Raw genomic sequence first — 15,872 nt, forward strand, 5'->3', positions numbered from 1 at the left:
TGTACACTGCGCCTTCCGGCGATACGCGCGGTCCCCGAAGAGGAGCGCGCGCCAAGCCGAAAGTGGAGGATCCGTCCGCATGCCCAACCGTCTGATCGCAGACCGCGACCGCTTCGCGAAACTCCATCCCGAACAGCGGATCGCCATCGGCGGCCTCGAATGGGGATACGTGCAGGCGGGCGACCGAGGACCGGCGCTGCTGCTCATCCCCGGCACCCTTGGCCGCGCCGACATCTTCTGGCAGCAGATCGAGGCGCTGAAGGACCGCGCCCGCATCGTCGCCGTCACCTATCCCAGGAGCGGCGGCGTGATCGAGTGGGCAAGCGATCTCGCAGAATTGTGCGGCAGGCTCGATCTTGGGCGCGTCACCGTGCTCGGTTCGTCCCTCGGGGGATACGTGGCACAGTACTTCGCCGCGACCTACCCGGATCTCACCGAGAGGCTCATCGCGGCCAACACGCTGCATTCCGTCGCCAATGTCGCGACCCGCCCGCCCTATTCCTCGGACCTCGACAACGCCCCGATCGAGGAGATCCGCGCGGGGTTCGGCCGCGGTCTCGGCGCTTGGCGCGAGGCGCATCCTGAACAGGCGGAGGTAATCGACCTTCTGATGGCGGAAGTGGCCGGGCGCATTCCCGAGCCGGAGCTCCGCACGCGGCTGAATGCGCTGAAGCGCGGGCCCGAATTGCCGCCGCTCGCTCTGCCCCGCGAACGGATTGCGACGATCGAGGGCACCGACGACCCGCTGATCCCGCCGCAGATGCGCGATGCCGTGCGTGCGCGGCTGAACCCGTCAGTGGCTTATCGCTTCGAATGGGGTGGACACTTTCCCTATGTCGTGCGACCGGATCTTTATGTGGCGCTGCTCGAAGAGCAGCTCGGCCTGCCCGTCACGGGTGACGGCTGGGGCAAAGGGGAAATGCGCGCGCGATGATCATCCTCTCCGACAAGGAAATCCGGTCGCTCCTGCCGATGACCGACGCCATCGAGTTCGTCCAGCGAGCGATGATCGCGGTCTCAGCCGGCGCGGCCAACCTGCCGCTGCGATCGGCGATCGATGTCGGCGCCCCCAACATGATGGGTGTCATGCCGGGCGCTTTCCTGCCGGGCAATGATCAGGTCGAGGCATGCTTCGGCGTGAAGCTGGTGAGCCTGTTCCCCGGAAATCCCGATGCCGGATACTCGTCCCATCAGGGAGCGATCGTCCTGTTCGAGCCGGAGCACGGCTCGGCGATCGCCATGATGAATGCCGGGCTTTTGACCGCAGTGCGCACGGCCGCCGCGAGCGCGGTGGCGACGCGGGCGCTCGCTCGGCCGGATTGCGGCACGCTCGCGATGGTCGGGGTCGGCGAACAGGCCGAGCATCACCTCGAGGCCATGCTCTGCGTGCGGCCTTCAATCCGGGAGGTGCGGATGGTCGGGCGGCGGCGCGAGAAGGCGGATGCCTTCGCGTCCCATGCCGCTGAACGCTATCCCGGCCTCGCCGTCAGCGTGTTCGACGACGTTCGCTCCGCCGTCGAGGGAGCCGACCTCGTCTGCACGGTCACGTCCTCGCCCGAGCCGATCCTGATGGGCGAGTGGGTGACGCCGGGCACCCATCTGAACGTGGTTGGCGCCTCGATCCCCTCGAAGCGCGAGATCGACGAGGAGATGGTGGCGCGCTCCCGGCTCTACGTCGACTACCGGCCCTCCACTTTCGCGCAGGCCGGCGAAGTCATCCATGCGCTCGAGAGCGGCCGCATCCAACGTGAGCACGTGCTGGCCGAGATCGGCGAGGTTCTTGCAGGCAAGGCGGCAGGGCGTGAGGCGGCCAGCGACATCACGCTCTACCGCTCGCTCGGCATCGCCGCGCAGGACCTCGCCTGCGCAACCCATTGCTGGCATGAGGCGAAGGCCCGTGGCCTGGGTGTCGAGGCATCGCTGGATTGAGCGGAGCGAGCGCTACCGCTGGCGATCCCACACGAGGGCCGCCAGGGGCATGACGTGGTTGCGTCTCAGAGTGATGATCAGGACGCCACAGAGCGCAATGCCTGTGCCGATCCCCATTCGCAGGTCGAAGTGATCCCCCGTGATGAGAAGTCCAAGCGCCACGGTCATCAGCGGGTTCATGATGGTCAGGGGCGCGATGAGGTTGGCAGGGTATTTTCCGATGAGCCCGTAATAGATGGTGTGGGCCACCAGGGACACGATCAGGGCTGAAAACAGCAGAGCCGCCAGGAAGGTCCAGCCGGCCTCCATCGCGCGCGGGATCTGGTTGGCCTCGAGGCTCGCGGTGAGGAAGGTCAGCGGCAGCACGGAAGCGAGGCCGATCCAGGCCTGGAACCGCAGCGGCTGCACGCCCTCCATCTGCTTCATCATCACGGCCGCCAGCGAGCCGGCGGCCGCGGATCCCAGGATCAGGGCGAGGCCGCCCGAGATCGGAAAGCCGCCGGCGGGATCCCACATCACGAGCACGCCGCCCACGAACGTCAGCGTAATGCCCAGGCCGCGCTTCCAGTAGACCTTCTCTCCCAGTATCGCGACCGACAGAAGGGTCGTGATCGGCAGGCCGAGCTGCGACACGATGGCAGCGCTCGACGGGCTCGCCGTCCGGATGCCCAGGAAGAAGAGAGCAAAGCCGCCTCCCCCATGAGGAACCCGACCAGAAGGATGCGCCAGGTCGGTCGCGGCATGGGCAGGAGCCAGGGCAGTGCCAGCATGGCGACGATGCCATAGCGGATGGCCGCATAGAACAATGGCGGTATCGCCATGTCCGAGACGACGATCTTGCTCACCACCGTGTGAGCCGCCCACAGGAGGCAGACCATGAGCATCAGGGAGAAATCACGCAGAGTCATGATGATGGATAACTCGGCCCCAGCCTGCACCACAAATGCCGCGTCGGAAGGCCTGCCATGCTCCCACGGGCCTTGGGGCCAGTGCTCTTCACGTCGTTCGTCATCACCGGCCTTGTGCCGGTGATCTCGTTTGGTTGAAGCGCTGTGCTCATCGGATCGGGATGACCGGGACAAGCCCGCCTATGACATCCAGGGCTTGTGCACATAAGGCTCGAGGGGCCTTGCTTCCTAAATCCAAACAGAGCCTCAAACGACATGGTCCCAGATATCGTCCTGCGGCTCGTAGCCGATGAGCCGGCAGGTGGTCTCGATATCCCATGGCATGCCTCGATTGGCCGACATGCCGTTGACCACGATCCCAGGCTGCGGCCAGGCTTCCGCATCGGCGAGAAGCGCCCGTTCCATGACGGCCGCGAAGTCCCGGTTCGAGAGCCACATGTTGCGGAACCACCGCAGATCACGCTCGGTGTCCGGGCCGGCATTCGTTTCCTCGCCGGGCAGGCCGGACGTGTTGATCGTCTCCGGCCTGTTCTCCCCGGCTGGCACCAGCCGATCCGAACGCAGACGCTGGTCAGCCTGCCGTTCGACCGGTGCGCCTCGGCGAGGCAGGCGCGCTCGCCCATCAGCTTGGACGCCGCATAGGCAAAGCCCTGGAGCATCTCCCGGCCGTTGAACCAGCGCGTCCCCGGCCCCGGCGGCAGGGACGTCGTCAAGGCGCCGGGCGTCAGGCCATCGGCCAGGGGCGCGTCCTTGTATTGCCCCATCACGTGGTTGGATGAGGCGAACACGATCCGTTGCAGTCCGGCCCGGCCGACCGCCGCCAGCAGGGCCAGGGTCATGTCGAAGGACGCGCTGGCATCGCTCCAGGGCGCGTCGGGATACGGATTCTGGGCTGCGAAATGCACCGCAGCATCGACCCCGGCCAGGGCCTCGTGCCATCGCACGTCGGAGGGATCCGCAAGATCACCCGCGACCCATTGCACCCGATCCGCGGGCGTCACGGATGACGGCGTCGAGCGATCGAGTGCGACGATCCGCTCGCACCAGTCCTGTGCCAAGAAATGAGCGATCAGCTTCTGGCCGAGATTGCCTCCCGCGCCCGTGACGAGGACGGAGCGACCCGGTTTCAAGGAAGTCATGATCGAACGGCCCTCCGTGATGATGTTCGATGGGCAGTATCACCCTGCCGCCGTCGGCTGTCACCAGTTGGTCGCCGAGCCGTCCCGCCTCCTCAGATGCGGCGCCTCCCAGAACTCGAAGCTCTGCCTCGCGATCAGTTCCTCGTTGACCTCGATACCGAGACCGGGCGCATCGGGAACGACATAATGCGCTCCTGCCAACCGCGGCTGAACCGGGAAGAAGTCCGAGTTGTCGAAACCGAGATGCGTTTCCGCGGGGCTCGCGCGGGTTTCGAGCCAGGAAAAGTTCGGGACGGCGGCCGAGAAATGGATGGTCGCCGCGGTGCAGACGGGCCCGAGCGGATTGTGCGGCATCATGTCGACGTAATGGGTTTCGCTCCAGGCGGCGACCTTCATCGATTCCGTCAGGCCGCCGACATTGCAGACATCGAGGCGATTGTATTGATGGATATCGCGCTCGATGTAGGGCTGAAACTGCCATTTCGACGCGAATTCCTCACCGATGGCGAAGGGAATGTCGGTCAGGCGACGCAGCGCCTCGTAGGAACTCGGCGACTCGTCGCGGATCGGCTCCTCGAGAAAGTCGAGGGTGCCGGACGGCATCTTCTGGCAGAAGCTCGCGGCCTCCGCGACGCTGAGGCGATGGTGATAGTCGATGCCGAGGACGATATCGCCGCCAAGGGTTTCGCGGGCCTTCACGCACCACTTCGCGGTCGTCGCAATATGCTCACGCGGCTCGTAGATGTCCTTGTGCTCGTGGCCGGAGGGTGAGAGGCGCATGGCCGTCCAGCCACGCTCGACCAGCATCTGCGCCTGTTCGATCATCGCCGGACCAGGCTCCGCGAAGGTGGTCGCGAAGGTCGGAATGCGGTCGCGCTGCTTGCCGCCGAGGAGCTCGTACACAGGTACGCCGAGAGCCTTGCCCTTGATGTCGTGGAGCGCGATGTCGATGGCCGAGATCGCGGCCTGCAGCACACGGCCGCCCTCGAAATACTGGCTGCGGTACATCTCCTGCCACAAGGCACCGATCTTGAACGGATCGCGGCCGCGCAGGAATTCGGCATAATGCTCGAGCGCGCCGACGACGGCTTTCTCGCGGCCGGATAGGCCGCTCTCGCCCCAGCCGAAAATGCCCTCGTCCGTCTCGACCTTCACCAGAAGCTGGTTCCGGATGCCGACCTTGACGGCGTAGCTCTTGATCGCGGTGATCTTCATCGTGTCCTCGAATTACCAATGCCACAGGGTGCCGTCTTCGAGACGGTTCACCGGGAGATACGCGCGCTGATATGGGTATCTTTCCGCCAGCTTTTCATCGATATCGACGCCATGGCCGATGGCCTCGCCCGGATGCAGGTAGCCGTCGGACAGGCTCCAGGCGCTCGGGAAGACCTCGAGGATCTGCGGCAGATAGCCGGAATATTCCTGGATGCCGAAATTGGGGACCCACAGGTCGAGGTGGAGGTTGGCGCCGAGGCAGATCGGCGACATGTCCATCGCTCCGTGGCAGGCAGTGCGGACGTTGTAGACGCTCGCGAAATCCATGATGCGGCGAAGCGCCGTGACGCCGCCCGCATGCACGGTCGTCATGCGGATGTAGTCGATGAGTTGCTCCTCCATGAGAAGCCGCGCATCCCAGATGGTGTTGAACACCTCTCCGACGGCGAGCGGGGTGGTGGTGTGCTTGCGGATCAGCCGGAAACCCTCCTGGTGCTCGGCGGCCACCGCATCCTCGAGCCAGAAGAGACGCGCGAATTCCAGGTCCTTGCCGAGCCGCGCCGCTTCGATGGGCGTCAGGCGATGATGGGTGTCGTGCAAAAGCTCGATGTCCCAGCCGTGGGCCTCCCGCACCGCCTTGAAGAGTTCCGGGACATAGCGCAGGTATTTCGATGTCGACCAGGTTTCCTCATGCGGGACCGCATCGTCGAGGGCGTTGTTGGTCACCGATTTCGCGCCCGTCCCGTAGACGTCCGGGAGCCCGGGAATGCCGACCTGGACGCGGATCGCCTTGTAGCCCTGCTCCTTGCGGTGGCTTACGGCCTCGACCGCCTCGGCGATGTCGCGGCCCTGGGCATGGGTGTAGCACAACACCTTCTCGCGGCTCGCGCCGCCGAGAAGCTGATAGAGCGGCATGTTGGCGGCCTTGGCCTTGATGTCCCAGAGCGCGGTGTCGATGCCGGCGATCGCCGCCATGGTGACCGGACCGCGCCGCCAATAAGCGCCCCTGTAGAAATACTGCCAGATGTCCTCGATCCTGCTCGGGTCGCGGCCGATCAGCAACGGTGCGAGATGGTCCCGCAGATAGGCGGCGACCGCCAGCTCCCGGCCGTTCAGCGTCGCGTCGCCGACTCCGGTCAGCCCCTCGTCCGTAAAGATCTTGACGGTGACGAAGTTGCGCCCCGGCGAGCAGATTATGATTTTGACGTCGGTGATTTTCATCGCGTTATCCGTTGGCTGAAACCGTGCGGCCGGCATCGTACCGGAACCGGTTGTGGATGCGCCGATTGCGTGGATCGGGATGGGGAATGGCGGAGAGCAGCGCCCGCGTGTAGCCGTGCGCCGGGTTGTTGACGACCTGATCGGTCTCCCCTACCTCGACGATCTTGCCGCGATACATGACCGCGACGCGGTCGCACATGTAGCGGATCACCGACATGTCGTGGGAGATGAAGACATAGGAGAGGCCGAGCTCGTCCTGCAGCTTCATCATGAGGTCGAGCATCTGGGAGCGCAGCGAGACGTCGAGCGCCGAGGTCGCCTCGTCGGCGATGATGAGGCGCGGGTTCAGCGCAATGGCGCGGGCGATACCGATGCGCTGCCGCTGGCCGCCAGAGAAGGCATGCGGATAGCGCTCCCGCCAGGCCGGCTCCAGTCCCACCTGCTGCATCAGGTCGGCGACACGGTCGTTGAGCTCCCTGCCCTTCATGCCGGCGATCTTGAGCGGTTCGGCGATGATCTGGCCGACGGTCTTGCGTGGGCTGAGCGAGCCTACCGGATCCTGAAAGATCATGCGGACTTCGCTGCGGATTTTCACCAGCGCGGCCTTGTCGGCCGTGCGGATGTCGACCGTGTTGCCATCCGGGCGACGATAATCGATGGCGCCGGACTGTGCGTCGTAGATGCGCAGCAGGCAGCGTCCCATCGTGGTCTTGCCGGAGCCGGACTCGCCGACGATGCCGAGCGTCTCGCCCGGGCGCACGATCAGCGAAACGTCGTCCACCGCCTTGAGGCCGGAGGGAAAGGTGAGCGAGAGGTTCCGGACGTCGAGGAGCGGCGGGGTCCCCGCCGGGATCTCCGGTCGTGTCAGCCGGAGCTCCGCCTTCTTCTCCAGCCTGACGACGGAGTCGATCAGCCGGCGTGTGTAGGCGTCCTGCGGCGTATGGAAGATCTGCTCGACCGATCCTCTCTCCATCACCTTGCCGCGATACATGACGAGGACCTCGTCGGCGATTTCGGCGACGACCCCCATGTCATGGGTGATGAAGAGCACGGCCATGCCATGGCTGTGCTGCAACTTCTTGATGAGATCGAGGATTTCGGCCTGCGTCGTCACGTCGAGGGCCGTCGTCGGCTCGTCGGCGATCAGCACGGAAGGGTTGCAGGCGAGCGCCATGGCGATCATCACGCGCTGGCGCATTCCGCCCGAGAACTCGAAGGTATAGCGGTCGATGGCCGTTTCCGGCCGCGGAATCTCGACCTGCCGCAGGAGTTCGAGAACGCGCTCGCGCTGCTCGTGCTTCGGCGTGCCGAAATGGATGCGCAGCGCCTCGCCGATCTGCGTGCCGATGCGGTGGACCGGCGAGAGCGAGCTCATCGGCTCCTGGAAGATCATGGCGATCTCCTTGCCGCGCACGCTGCGGATCTCCCGGCCCCGCGGGTCGAGCCTGGCGAGGTCGGTCGTCGAGCCGTCGGCACGCGTTAGAAGGACGGAGCCGCCCTCGATGCGGCCGGGCCTGTCGACGATCTGCAGGATCGACCGCGCTGTCACGGACTTGCCGGAACCGGATTCGCCGACGACGCACAGCGTCTTGCCGCGTTTCAGCTCGAACGAGACACCGTCGACCGCCTTGAAGATGCCCGTGCGGGTTGGGAAAACGGTCTTGAGGTCCTTGACCTCGAGGATCGTGTCGCTCGTCGTGCTCATGACACCGACTCGTAGGGATCTGCGGCATCGCGGAGGCCGTCGCCGAGGAAGTTGAGGGAAAGAACCGAGATGACGATGGCGGCGGCCGGCGTGAACAGCAGCCACGGCGCCTGGGCGACGGCGCGGATATTCTGGGCCTCCTGCAAGAGAACGCCCCAGGAGATGATCGGCGGCTGCAGGCCGATGCCGAGGAAGGACAGCGCCGTCTCGGCCAGGATCATCGAGGGGATCGCCAGCGTCAGGGTCGCGATGATGTGGCTGATGAAGGACGGCACCAGATGGTGGAAGATGATGCCGACCTCGCTCATGCCGTCGAGGCGGGCGGCGATCACGAAGTCCTCGTTTCTCAAGGACAGGAACTTGCCGCGCACCTCGCGCGCCAGGCTCGTCCAGCCGATGAGCGAAACGATCAGCGTGATGACGAAATAGGTCCGAAGCGGCGGCCAGCCGACGGGGATCGCAGCCGCAAAGCCCATCCACAGGGGAATGGTCGGGATCGAGCGCAGCAATTCGATGAAGCGCTGGATCGCAAGGTCGATCCAGCCTCCGAAGAAGCCGGAGATGCCGCCGATGGTCACCCCGAGGATCAGGCTGACGAAGACGCCCACGAGGCCGATGGACAGCGAAATCTTGGCACCATGCACGACACGCGAGAAGATGTCGCGACCGAGGCGATCGGCGCCGAAGATGTACATGCTGTCGCCCGGCTTCGGGTTCGTGAGGCCGAAGAGCTTGGTCTGCATCGGAATGAAGCCGAGCAGGTAATAGGGCTGCTGCGCCGGCACGAAGAAGGACACCGAGACCGGCTTCGTGGGATCGGGCATGAACTCCCGACGCATCGACTCGGTGTTCAGGGTCATCTTGAGCTGGTCGACATGCGGCCGGAACGAGCCGTCCAGCATCAGCGACAGGCCCTGGGGCGGCGCATAGGTGAAGCGCGCGTTCGTTGCATTGGGATCGAACGGCGCAATGAAATCCGCGAAGGCCGCGACGAGATACATGAACACGATCACGACGAGGCTCGCGAGCGCGATCTTGTGTTTCTTGAACTTGAGCCAGAACAGGCGCCACTGGCCGGCGACGGCCATGTCCCTGCGGTGCAGATCGAGCGACGTCGTCGTTTCGGGCGGAAGGCTGGTGATGTCTGTCATTGGAGCCGGATCCGCGGGTCGGTGATGGCGAGCAGGATGTCCGAGATCAGCGTGCCGATGATGGTGAGCACCGAGATCAGCAGGATGAGCGAGCCGGCGAGATACATGTCCTGGGCGAGCAGCGAGCGGAGCAGCAGCGGCCCGGTGGTCGGCAAGCTCATGACGACCGAAACGATGATCTCGCCCGAGATGACCGCCGGCAGGATCCAGCCGATCGTCGAGATCAGCGGGTTGAGGGCAAGGCGCACCGGATAGCGCAGCAGGAGCTCGAATTCGGACATGCCCTTGGCCCGCGCGGTGGTGACATAGGGCTTCGAGAGTTCGTCGAGCAGGTTGGCGCGCATGATGCGCACCAGCGCGGCGAGCGATCCGAGACCGATGACGACGACCGGCAGCCAGACGTGCTGGGCGAAGTCGACGAGCTTGCCGAGGCTCCACGGCGCATCGACGTAGTCGGGCGAGAACAGCCCGCCGACGCTCTGACCGAACCAAGCGGACATGACGTACATGGCCGAGAGCGCCATCAGGAAGTCCGGCACGGCCAGGAAGAAGAAAGCCAGGAATGTCGCCGTGTAATCGGAGATCGAGTACTGGCGCACCGCCGACAGGATCCCGATCGGGATGGCGATCGCCCAGACGAAGCAGAGCGTCAGAACCGAGAGCAGCAGCGAGAAGCCGAGGCGGTTCCAGATGAGCTCCGTGACCGGCTTGCCGAGTTCGAAGGATATACCGAAATCGCCGCGGGTCAGGATTCCGGCGATCCACTTGTAGTACTGGAAATAGATCGGCTGATCGAGGCCGTAGCGCTCGCGCATAGCGGCGACCGTGCCCGCCTCCACGGCGCCGCCCTGGCTTGCCCAGTCCGCCATCAGGGTCGTGAGATAATCTCCCGGCGGGAGCTGGATGATGATGAAGGCCACGATGGAGACGGCGAACAGTGTCGGAATCGCGAACACCATTCGCTTGGCGATGTAGCGGAGCATGAACCTGACCGTTCGATGGGATCGAAGGGGTACCCGACGGCAGCTCGCAGGCCGCCGTCGGCACCGGAAGTGGCCCTACTTGGCCGGCTTGTCGAAATACCACTGTGTCAGCGTCGGAGCCGGGTGCCAGAGGTTGCCGGTGATCGGGATGCCGTTGACGACGTTCTTCAGGCTGTTCGAGGTCATCATGTATTTCGGCATGGGGCGTGAAATACCGATGTTGAGGAAGTTGTCGGCCGACAGGTTGAGGAAGTCCTTCATCTTCTGGCGGCGGTCGTCGTCCGTGACGGCGGCATTGACCTTGTCATAGGCGGCCATGAGCGCCTGGATCGCCTCCGGCGGTTCCTCGCCCGTGGCATGGTTCGAATACCACTCGCTCCATTTCATCGCGAAGAAGATGTCGGCCTTCTGGAAGGGCATGTAGCAGCGGGGATCCGTATAGACTTCGGAAAGCCCGCCCACGCAGTTCCAGATGTAGGCGTCCTGCTCGTTCGCCGACCACATGGTGTTGAGGCGGGCGCGGTCGGTGGTGCGCAGCTGGATGTCGACGCCGATATCCTTGGCATATTGCTGCACCATCTGCATGACGTCCGGATAGGACAGGCCGAAGACATCGGCCACCATGAAGTTGATGGTGAAGCGCTTGCCGGTCTCATCCAGACGGAAGCCTTCGGCATCCTTCTTCGGCATGATCTTGTCGAGGATTTCATTCGAGCGCTTGGGATCGAACTCGGTGTATTGTTTCGCCTGGCGCTCGTTGAAGAGCTCGTGCTCGGGCTGGACGGCCACCTGTGCCGGAGCGCCCTGCCCCACATAGACCAGATCGATGATCTCCTGCCGGTTGATCGCATGGCTGAGCGCGATCCGGAAATCCTTGTTCTGGAAGATCTTGCGCTTGACCGGATCGGTCGAGTTCAGATTGAGCAGGATGACCGCGTCGTTCGCCGGCAGGTCCTTGACGTCCACGAAGCGGTAATTACCGGTCTTCTGGCCGTCGAAGAGCACCGACTTGAAGGTGGAATTGTTGATGTGTCGGAATGCGAAGTCGAACTCGCCCGAGGTCATCTTGAGAGCCATGAGCTGCGGGTCGTCGAGCTTGGCCCAGGTGATGCCGTCGATATAGGGGAGCTGGTTTCCGGCCGTGTCCACCTTCCAGTAATAGGGATTGCGGGTGGCGACCACGCGCTCGCTGTCGGCATAGGGAACGGTCAGCACCCAGGGATTGAGGGTCGGCAGTTCGAGGTTCTGCCAGAAGGGCGGCTGGAAGGTCAGCGAGACTTTGGAATTGAACAGCGCCACCCAGTCGCCGGCGGCCGAGTTGGCCTTCAGGAGCGCCGGGATGCCTTCCTTGTTGTACTTCTCGTGAAACTTGCTGAGGTAATGCTTGGGATAGATGACCGGCAGGTGGCCCTGGCCATAGGCAAGCTGCTGCAGGAAGAGCCCGTAGGGCGACTCGAACTTGAACTCCACCGTCTGGTCGTCGATCTTGGTCACCTTGACCGGCTTGCCGGCCACCGTGAAGGTCGGGTTCTTGGCGGGCGAGAGCGCGTTGTTCATGAACACGTCTTCGTACCAGAACATGATGTCGTCGACCGTGAACGGATGGCCGTCACTCCACTTCAGGCCCTTGCGGAGCTTGAACGTGTAGGTGGTCGCATCGTCGGAAGCCTTGAACTCCTCGGCCAGCGACGGCATGACCTTCTTCCACTGCGGGTCCCAGCGCACGAGCAGCTCGTTGGCGATGGTGCGAGTCAGATTGTACTGGTCACCGTTGGCGAGGATCGTCGTGCGCAGGGTGCCGCCATATTTGCCGACGCCGTCGATCATGGTTTCCACATAGGGATTTTCCGGGAGGCGGCTGGCGACGGCGGGCAGCTTGCCTGCCTTCACCTGCTCATCGAGCATCGGAGCCTGCTTGTAATCAGCCGCCCCGGCCGGCGACAGCGCCCCCAAAAGCATGGCGCCCAACAGGCCCGTCGACATGACGAGGCCCGGCAGCTTGTGCTGGTAGCCCATAGCGTTTTCTCCTCTTGGCCGGCTTTTTGCCGGCTTCCTCCCGAACGACAGCCTTTCCGGCCCTCGCACTGAAAAGCTTTCAAATCGTACATTATTTGTCAATATGAATGTATCGATTAAGATGGTTCGCCCTTGGCAAGGGTGCGCAGAGTGAATAAAGAAACATTTTTATGAGAACGATCGCCAGCATCCGACACGCTGCCCCCGAGGACGAGGACACCAATTCCTCGGTCTACGACCGCCTGCGGGACGACATCATTCATGGCCGCGTCAAACCGAACGAGCGCCTCAAGGTGTCCGAGCTTGCAAGCCGCATGGGCACGTCCACCAACCCCGTCAGGGAAGCTCTGCAGCAGCTGCGCGGCGAAGGCTTCGTCGTCATGACGCCGAACCGCGGCGCCCGCGTCCGGCCCATCGACGAGGAGTTCGTGCGGGACATCTGCGAGATCGAAGTGCTCATCGAGCCAGCGCTGACCCGGTGGTTCGTCGGGATCGTCACCAAGGCCGAAATCGACGAGCTGGAGCGCATTCAGGCGGAGATCGAGGCGCTGAATTTCGCGGACGAGATGAAACACTCCAATCTCGACCTGCAGTTCCACCAGCTCATGTACGACCGTCACTACAATCGGCACGCGGTCGACCTGTGGGTGCGCCACCGTCAAATTCTCTGGGCGATCAGCCGTCGCTTCCCGACGTCGCTCAGCCGGCAGACAAACGTGCGCGAGGAGCACCAGGAGCTGATCGCCTGCATCAAGGCGCAGGATGCCGAGGGTGCCGCACAGGTGATCGCCAGGCATGTCAGCGGTTCCGGCCGTCACATCATGGAGCGCATGCGCCTGGCCCGGCTTGCTTCGCAATCATAAGGACCGCCCTTTCCTTCCACGCCCTCACCGGCCTTGTGCCGGTGATCTCGATAGGTGAGGCACAGCGCCTCTCATGATCGGGATGGCCGGGACAAGCCCGGCCATGACGGGAAGATTTCACCCGGTTGCCCTGCCCTCGCCTCAAGGCGGCGGGAAAAGCAGCCCATGGCTTCAGAGGCTGGACCGCTCTCCGTCGCCAGACATGAAAAAGCCCAGGCTCCGGGGCGAACGGGCGGGATGCCTTCGCATCTCTCGCCTCGCCTGCTACGGGCCTGGGCTAATAGGGTCCAGACGGGCGCCTGCATCGTCAGGCAAGCGCAGGAACGGACCATGCCGGAGTACATCCGTCCTGGCACGATCTCATCGACGCTGGCGGTGACGCCCGCCGCTGTCGAAGTCCACAACAATGTCCGCTGGGTCAGTCTGATATGGGGATCGCTTTTCGATCCGCAAGGGGCGCAGCGCACTTCTTCCAGCGCATCAGGCTACAAAAGAGGATCCGATTTTCCGCGCCCGACGATCTGCTCCCCTGAGGCTGGTTCATCAGTCTCACACCTCATCCTGAGGAGCCTGCACGGCAGGCGTCTCGAAGGAGGATCCGGAGAACACTGGAAACGCCCTGATACTTCGAGACGGATTGCTGACGCAATCCCCTAAGGATGAGGGTTCAGGAGTGCCTCATCTTCAAGCCAGCCTTCCAGGAAACAAGCATTGGATCCAATGCTCAAATGGTGCGTCTGACCTGAGCATGCGTCGCTATGACGGCATCTCGCCCAGGTTGCTCCCGTTCGGGATCACCAAACCTGTCCGCTGCCTGGCCCGGTCGGCGGCTTCCTCGGCGCATTTCTCCAGGTGGGCCGTCTTGTTGATCACCTGAAGATTGGGCGCGCCCCAGAAGGCGAGCAGTTCGGGCCAGGGCCGCGAGCGATGCTCGGACCAGACGGCGAAGAGCGGAACGCGGTGGTCGACCTCGGCGGTCTTGAGCAAGCGGCGCCCGCTCGTTGCGCATCGCCGCTGCTGGCGCAGCTTCAGGATCCTGAGATGGTCGGGCGGTGCCGTCCAGAGCTGCCAGGCCACGACGCAGGCGGCGTGCCACGTGGCATTCCTGTTCGGCTTGTCGTCGCCCCAGAGGTCGCAATGCCAGCCCAGCCGGTACACGGGCTGCCCACAGACGCAGCAATGCCCCGGCCCGCGCGTGAAGGCCGCCTCCCGATAGGGTGCCGGGGGCGTGCGGAAGGACATCGGCAAACCGGCTTCCTTGTCGGAGCCGAGACGCCACTGCCATCCTGCCGGCTGTCCGCTCTTAACCGCAAGCGCCCGCGCGAGCCGGTCGGCCAGGAGCGGGCGATGCCGCCAGTAGGATTCCACGGCGCGGCGCTGAGTCGGCGGGATCAATGGCTGCCGGAGCGCGTGGGACAGAACGCAGGCCGGAAAAAGCGCGGAGAGACGTTTCTCGAGCCGGGCGCGTGCCTTCTGGTTCTTCTCGTCTCGCCAGGTTGACATCCGGATCGGCCGCCTCGTGTGAATCGTTCTGGGGACCAGAGCGTCGATCCCAACAGCGGATTCCACTTTTGGGATCGATTCGTTGCTCAATCCTAAAGGCGGCGCATCATCGATGCGGAAAACCGATCGGCTTTGCGCTTTCGCGTTCTCGCCCTAAGCTTGCAGGATACGAAAAGTTACCCGTTGGGAGAAAACGCCGATGAAAGCCCTTCGATGCGACGAGCCCGGCCGGCTTACCATTATCCAGCGGGACGTTCCGAGCGCCGGTCCAGGTGAGGTGCTGGTGCGCATCCGGCGGGTCGGGATCTGCGGAACCGATTATCATATCTTCCAGGGGAATCAGCCCTATCTCGAATACCCGCGGGTGATCGGCCACGAACTCGCAGGCGAGATCGCCGAGGCGCCGAGCAGCAGTTCGTTCAAGAGCGGCGATATCGTCTGCATCGAACCCTATCTCTATTGCGGCACGTGCCGCGCCTGTCGGCAGGGCAAGACGAATTGCTGCCAGAACCTGCAGGTTCTGGGGGTGCACCGCGACGGCGGGGCCTGCGAGTACATTGCCGTGCCGGAGCGCAATGTCGTGCCGGCGACGGGCTTGGGCCTGGACGAGGCGGCGATGGTCGAGTTCCTGGCGATCGGCGCCCATGGCGTGCGCCGCTCTGGGGCCGGCCCGGCGAGCCGGGTCGCCGTGGTAGGCGCCGGGCCGATCGGGATCGCGGCGGCGATCTTCGCGAAGGCCCGCGGCGCTGAGGTTTCGGTCCTCGACATGAACGCCCGGCGGCTTGCCTTCTGCCGCGACGAGATCGGCGCCGACCATGTCTTCGAGGTGTCGTCCGGCATCGACGATCGACTCAAGGCGGCCACCGACGGCGATTTTTTCGACATCGTCATCGATGCCACCGGAAGCCCCAAGGCGATGATGACGGGCTTTTCCTATGTCGGCCACGGCGGCACCTACGTGCTCCTGTCGATCGTGCGCGCCGACATCACGTTCAACGACCCGGAATTCCACAAGCGCGAGACGTCCCTGCTCGGCAGCCGCAATGCCACGCGGCAGGATTTCGAGACCGTGCTCGAGGCCATGCGCAGGGGCAAAGTGCCGACGGCAGCGCTGGCAAGCCACCGTGGCGGCCTCGACGACGCACCGGGACTCATTCCGATGTGGTCGGCCCCCGAGGCCGGGGTGATTAAGGCGCTCGTCGAACTCTAGAGCGTCATCAAGGATCGATGCCTGCGGCT

13 protein-coding genes and 1 pseudogene are annotated in these 15,872 nt (G+C 64.2%); 4 read left to right on the top strand and 10 right to left on the bottom strand.

Features of this window, described 5'->3' with window-relative positions; genetic code table 11:
- The first annotated feature begins 79 nt into the window (after positions 1–79).
- Together ACD578_RS11600 and ACD578_RS11605 are read left to right on the top strand one after the other, a co-directional pair.
- Positions 80–934: an alpha/beta fold hydrolase gene (locus ACD578_RS11600; protein ID WP_404293189.1), complete on the top strand. Its 855-nt coding sequence runs from the start codon at positions 80–82 to the stop codon at positions 932–934.
- Positions 931–1,929 (top strand): ornithine cyclodeaminase family protein, encoded by a 999-nt coding sequence (locus tag ACD578_RS11605; protein ID WP_404293191.1) that lies wholly within the window; start codon positions 931–933, stop codon positions 1,927–1,929. Before ACD578_RS11600 ends, ACD578_RS11605 begins: the two co-directional genes overlap by 4 nt.
- A gap of 12 nt (positions 1,930–1,941) precedes the next feature.
- Here ACD578_RS11605 and ACD578_RS11610 read toward each other — a convergent pair whose 3' ends face one another.
- The 9 genes and pseudogenes from ACD578_RS11610 to ACD578_RS11650 form a co-directional block, all read right to left on the bottom strand.
- Positions 1,942–2,793 carry a DMT family transporter gene (locus ACD578_RS11610; protein ID WP_404293192.1) on the bottom strand — a complete coding sequence of 284 codons (852 nt, stop codon included), beginning with the start codon at positions 2,791–2,793 and terminating at the stop codon, positions 1,942–1,944.
- 290 nt (positions 2,794–3,083) lie between these two features.
- Positions 3,084–3,383 carry a hypothetical protein gene (locus ACD578_RS11615; protein WP_404294069.1) on the bottom strand — a complete coding sequence of 100 codons (300 nt, stop codon included), beginning with the start codon at positions 3,381–3,383 and terminating at the stop codon, positions 3,084–3,086.
- A gap of 29 nt (positions 3,384–3,412) precedes the next feature.
- Positions 3,413–3,976 (bottom strand): annotated as a pseudogene (locus ACD578_RS11620) (NAD-dependent epimerase/dehydratase family protein); the annotation flags it as partial.
- 60 nt (positions 3,977–4,036) lie between these two features.
- Complete coding sequence (locus ACD578_RS11625; RefSeq protein WP_404293194.1) at positions 4,037–5,191, bottom strand: mandelate racemase/muconate lactonizing enzyme family protein; 1,155 nt, start codon at positions 5,189–5,191, stop codon at positions 4,037–4,039.
- A gap of 12 nt (positions 5,192–5,203) precedes the next feature.
- A complete protein-coding gene (gene manD, locus ACD578_RS11630) occupies positions 5,204–6,412 on the bottom strand; it encodes a D-mannonate dehydratase ManD (protein WP_404293196.1) in 1,209 nt (402 codons plus the stop codon).
- A gap of 4 nt (positions 6,413–6,416) precedes the next feature.
- Positions 6,417–8,117 carry an ABC transporter ATP-binding protein gene (locus ACD578_RS11635; protein WP_404293198.1) on the bottom strand — a complete coding sequence of 567 codons (1,701 nt, stop codon included), beginning with the start codon at positions 8,115–8,117 and terminating at the stop codon, positions 6,417–6,419.
- Positions 8,114–9,268, bottom strand: a complete 1,155-nt coding sequence (locus ACD578_RS11640) for an ABC transporter permease subunit (RefSeq protein WP_404293200.1) — start codon at positions 9,266–9,268, stop codon at positions 8,114–8,116. Before ACD578_RS11640 ends, ACD578_RS11635 begins: the two co-directional genes overlap by 4 nt.
- Positions 9,265–10,251, bottom strand: coding sequence for an ABC transporter permease (locus tag ACD578_RS11645; protein ID WP_404293202.1), 987 nt, complete (start codon positions 10,249–10,251; stop codon positions 9,265–9,267). The genes ACD578_RS11640 and ACD578_RS11645 overlap by 4 nt, the downstream gene beginning before the upstream one ends.
- Before the next feature lie 75 nt (positions 10,252–10,326).
- A complete protein-coding gene (locus ACD578_RS11650) occupies positions 10,327–12,267 on the bottom strand; it encodes an ABC transporter substrate-binding protein (protein WP_404293204.1) in 1,941 nt (646 codons plus the stop codon).
- A gap of 170 nt (positions 12,268–12,437) precedes the next feature.
- On the opposite strand from ACD578_RS11650, the gene ACD578_RS11655 reads away from it, so the two are divergent.
- Entirely contained in the window at positions 12,438–13,130 is a 693-nt protein-coding gene (locus tag ACD578_RS11655; protein WP_404293206.1) for a GntR family transcriptional regulator, read from the top strand.
- A gap of 756 nt (positions 13,131–13,886) precedes the next feature.
- Here ACD578_RS11655 and ACD578_RS11660 read toward each other — a convergent pair.
- The gene (locus ACD578_RS11660; RefSeq protein WP_404293207.1) at positions 13,887–14,633 is read right to left on the bottom strand and encodes a hypothetical protein; all 747 of its coding nucleotides are present in this window, start codon (positions 14,631–14,633) and stop codon (positions 13,887–13,889) included.
- A 199-nt stretch (positions 14,634–14,832) separates the two neighbouring features.
- Between ACD578_RS11660 and ACD578_RS11665 the strand changes: the two genes are divergently transcribed.
- A complete protein-coding gene (locus ACD578_RS11665; protein ID WP_404293208.1) occupies positions 14,833–15,843 on the top strand; it encodes a zinc-binding alcohol dehydrogenase family protein in 1,011 nt (336 codons plus the stop codon).
- Positions 15,844–15,872: the final 29 nt, after the last annotated feature.

This window comes from Microvirga sp. RSM25 (genome assembly GCF_044784385.1).
Taxonomy (GTDB): Bacteria; Pseudomonadota; Alphaproteobacteria; order Rhizobiales; family Beijerinckiaceae; genus Microvirga; species Microvirga tunisiensis.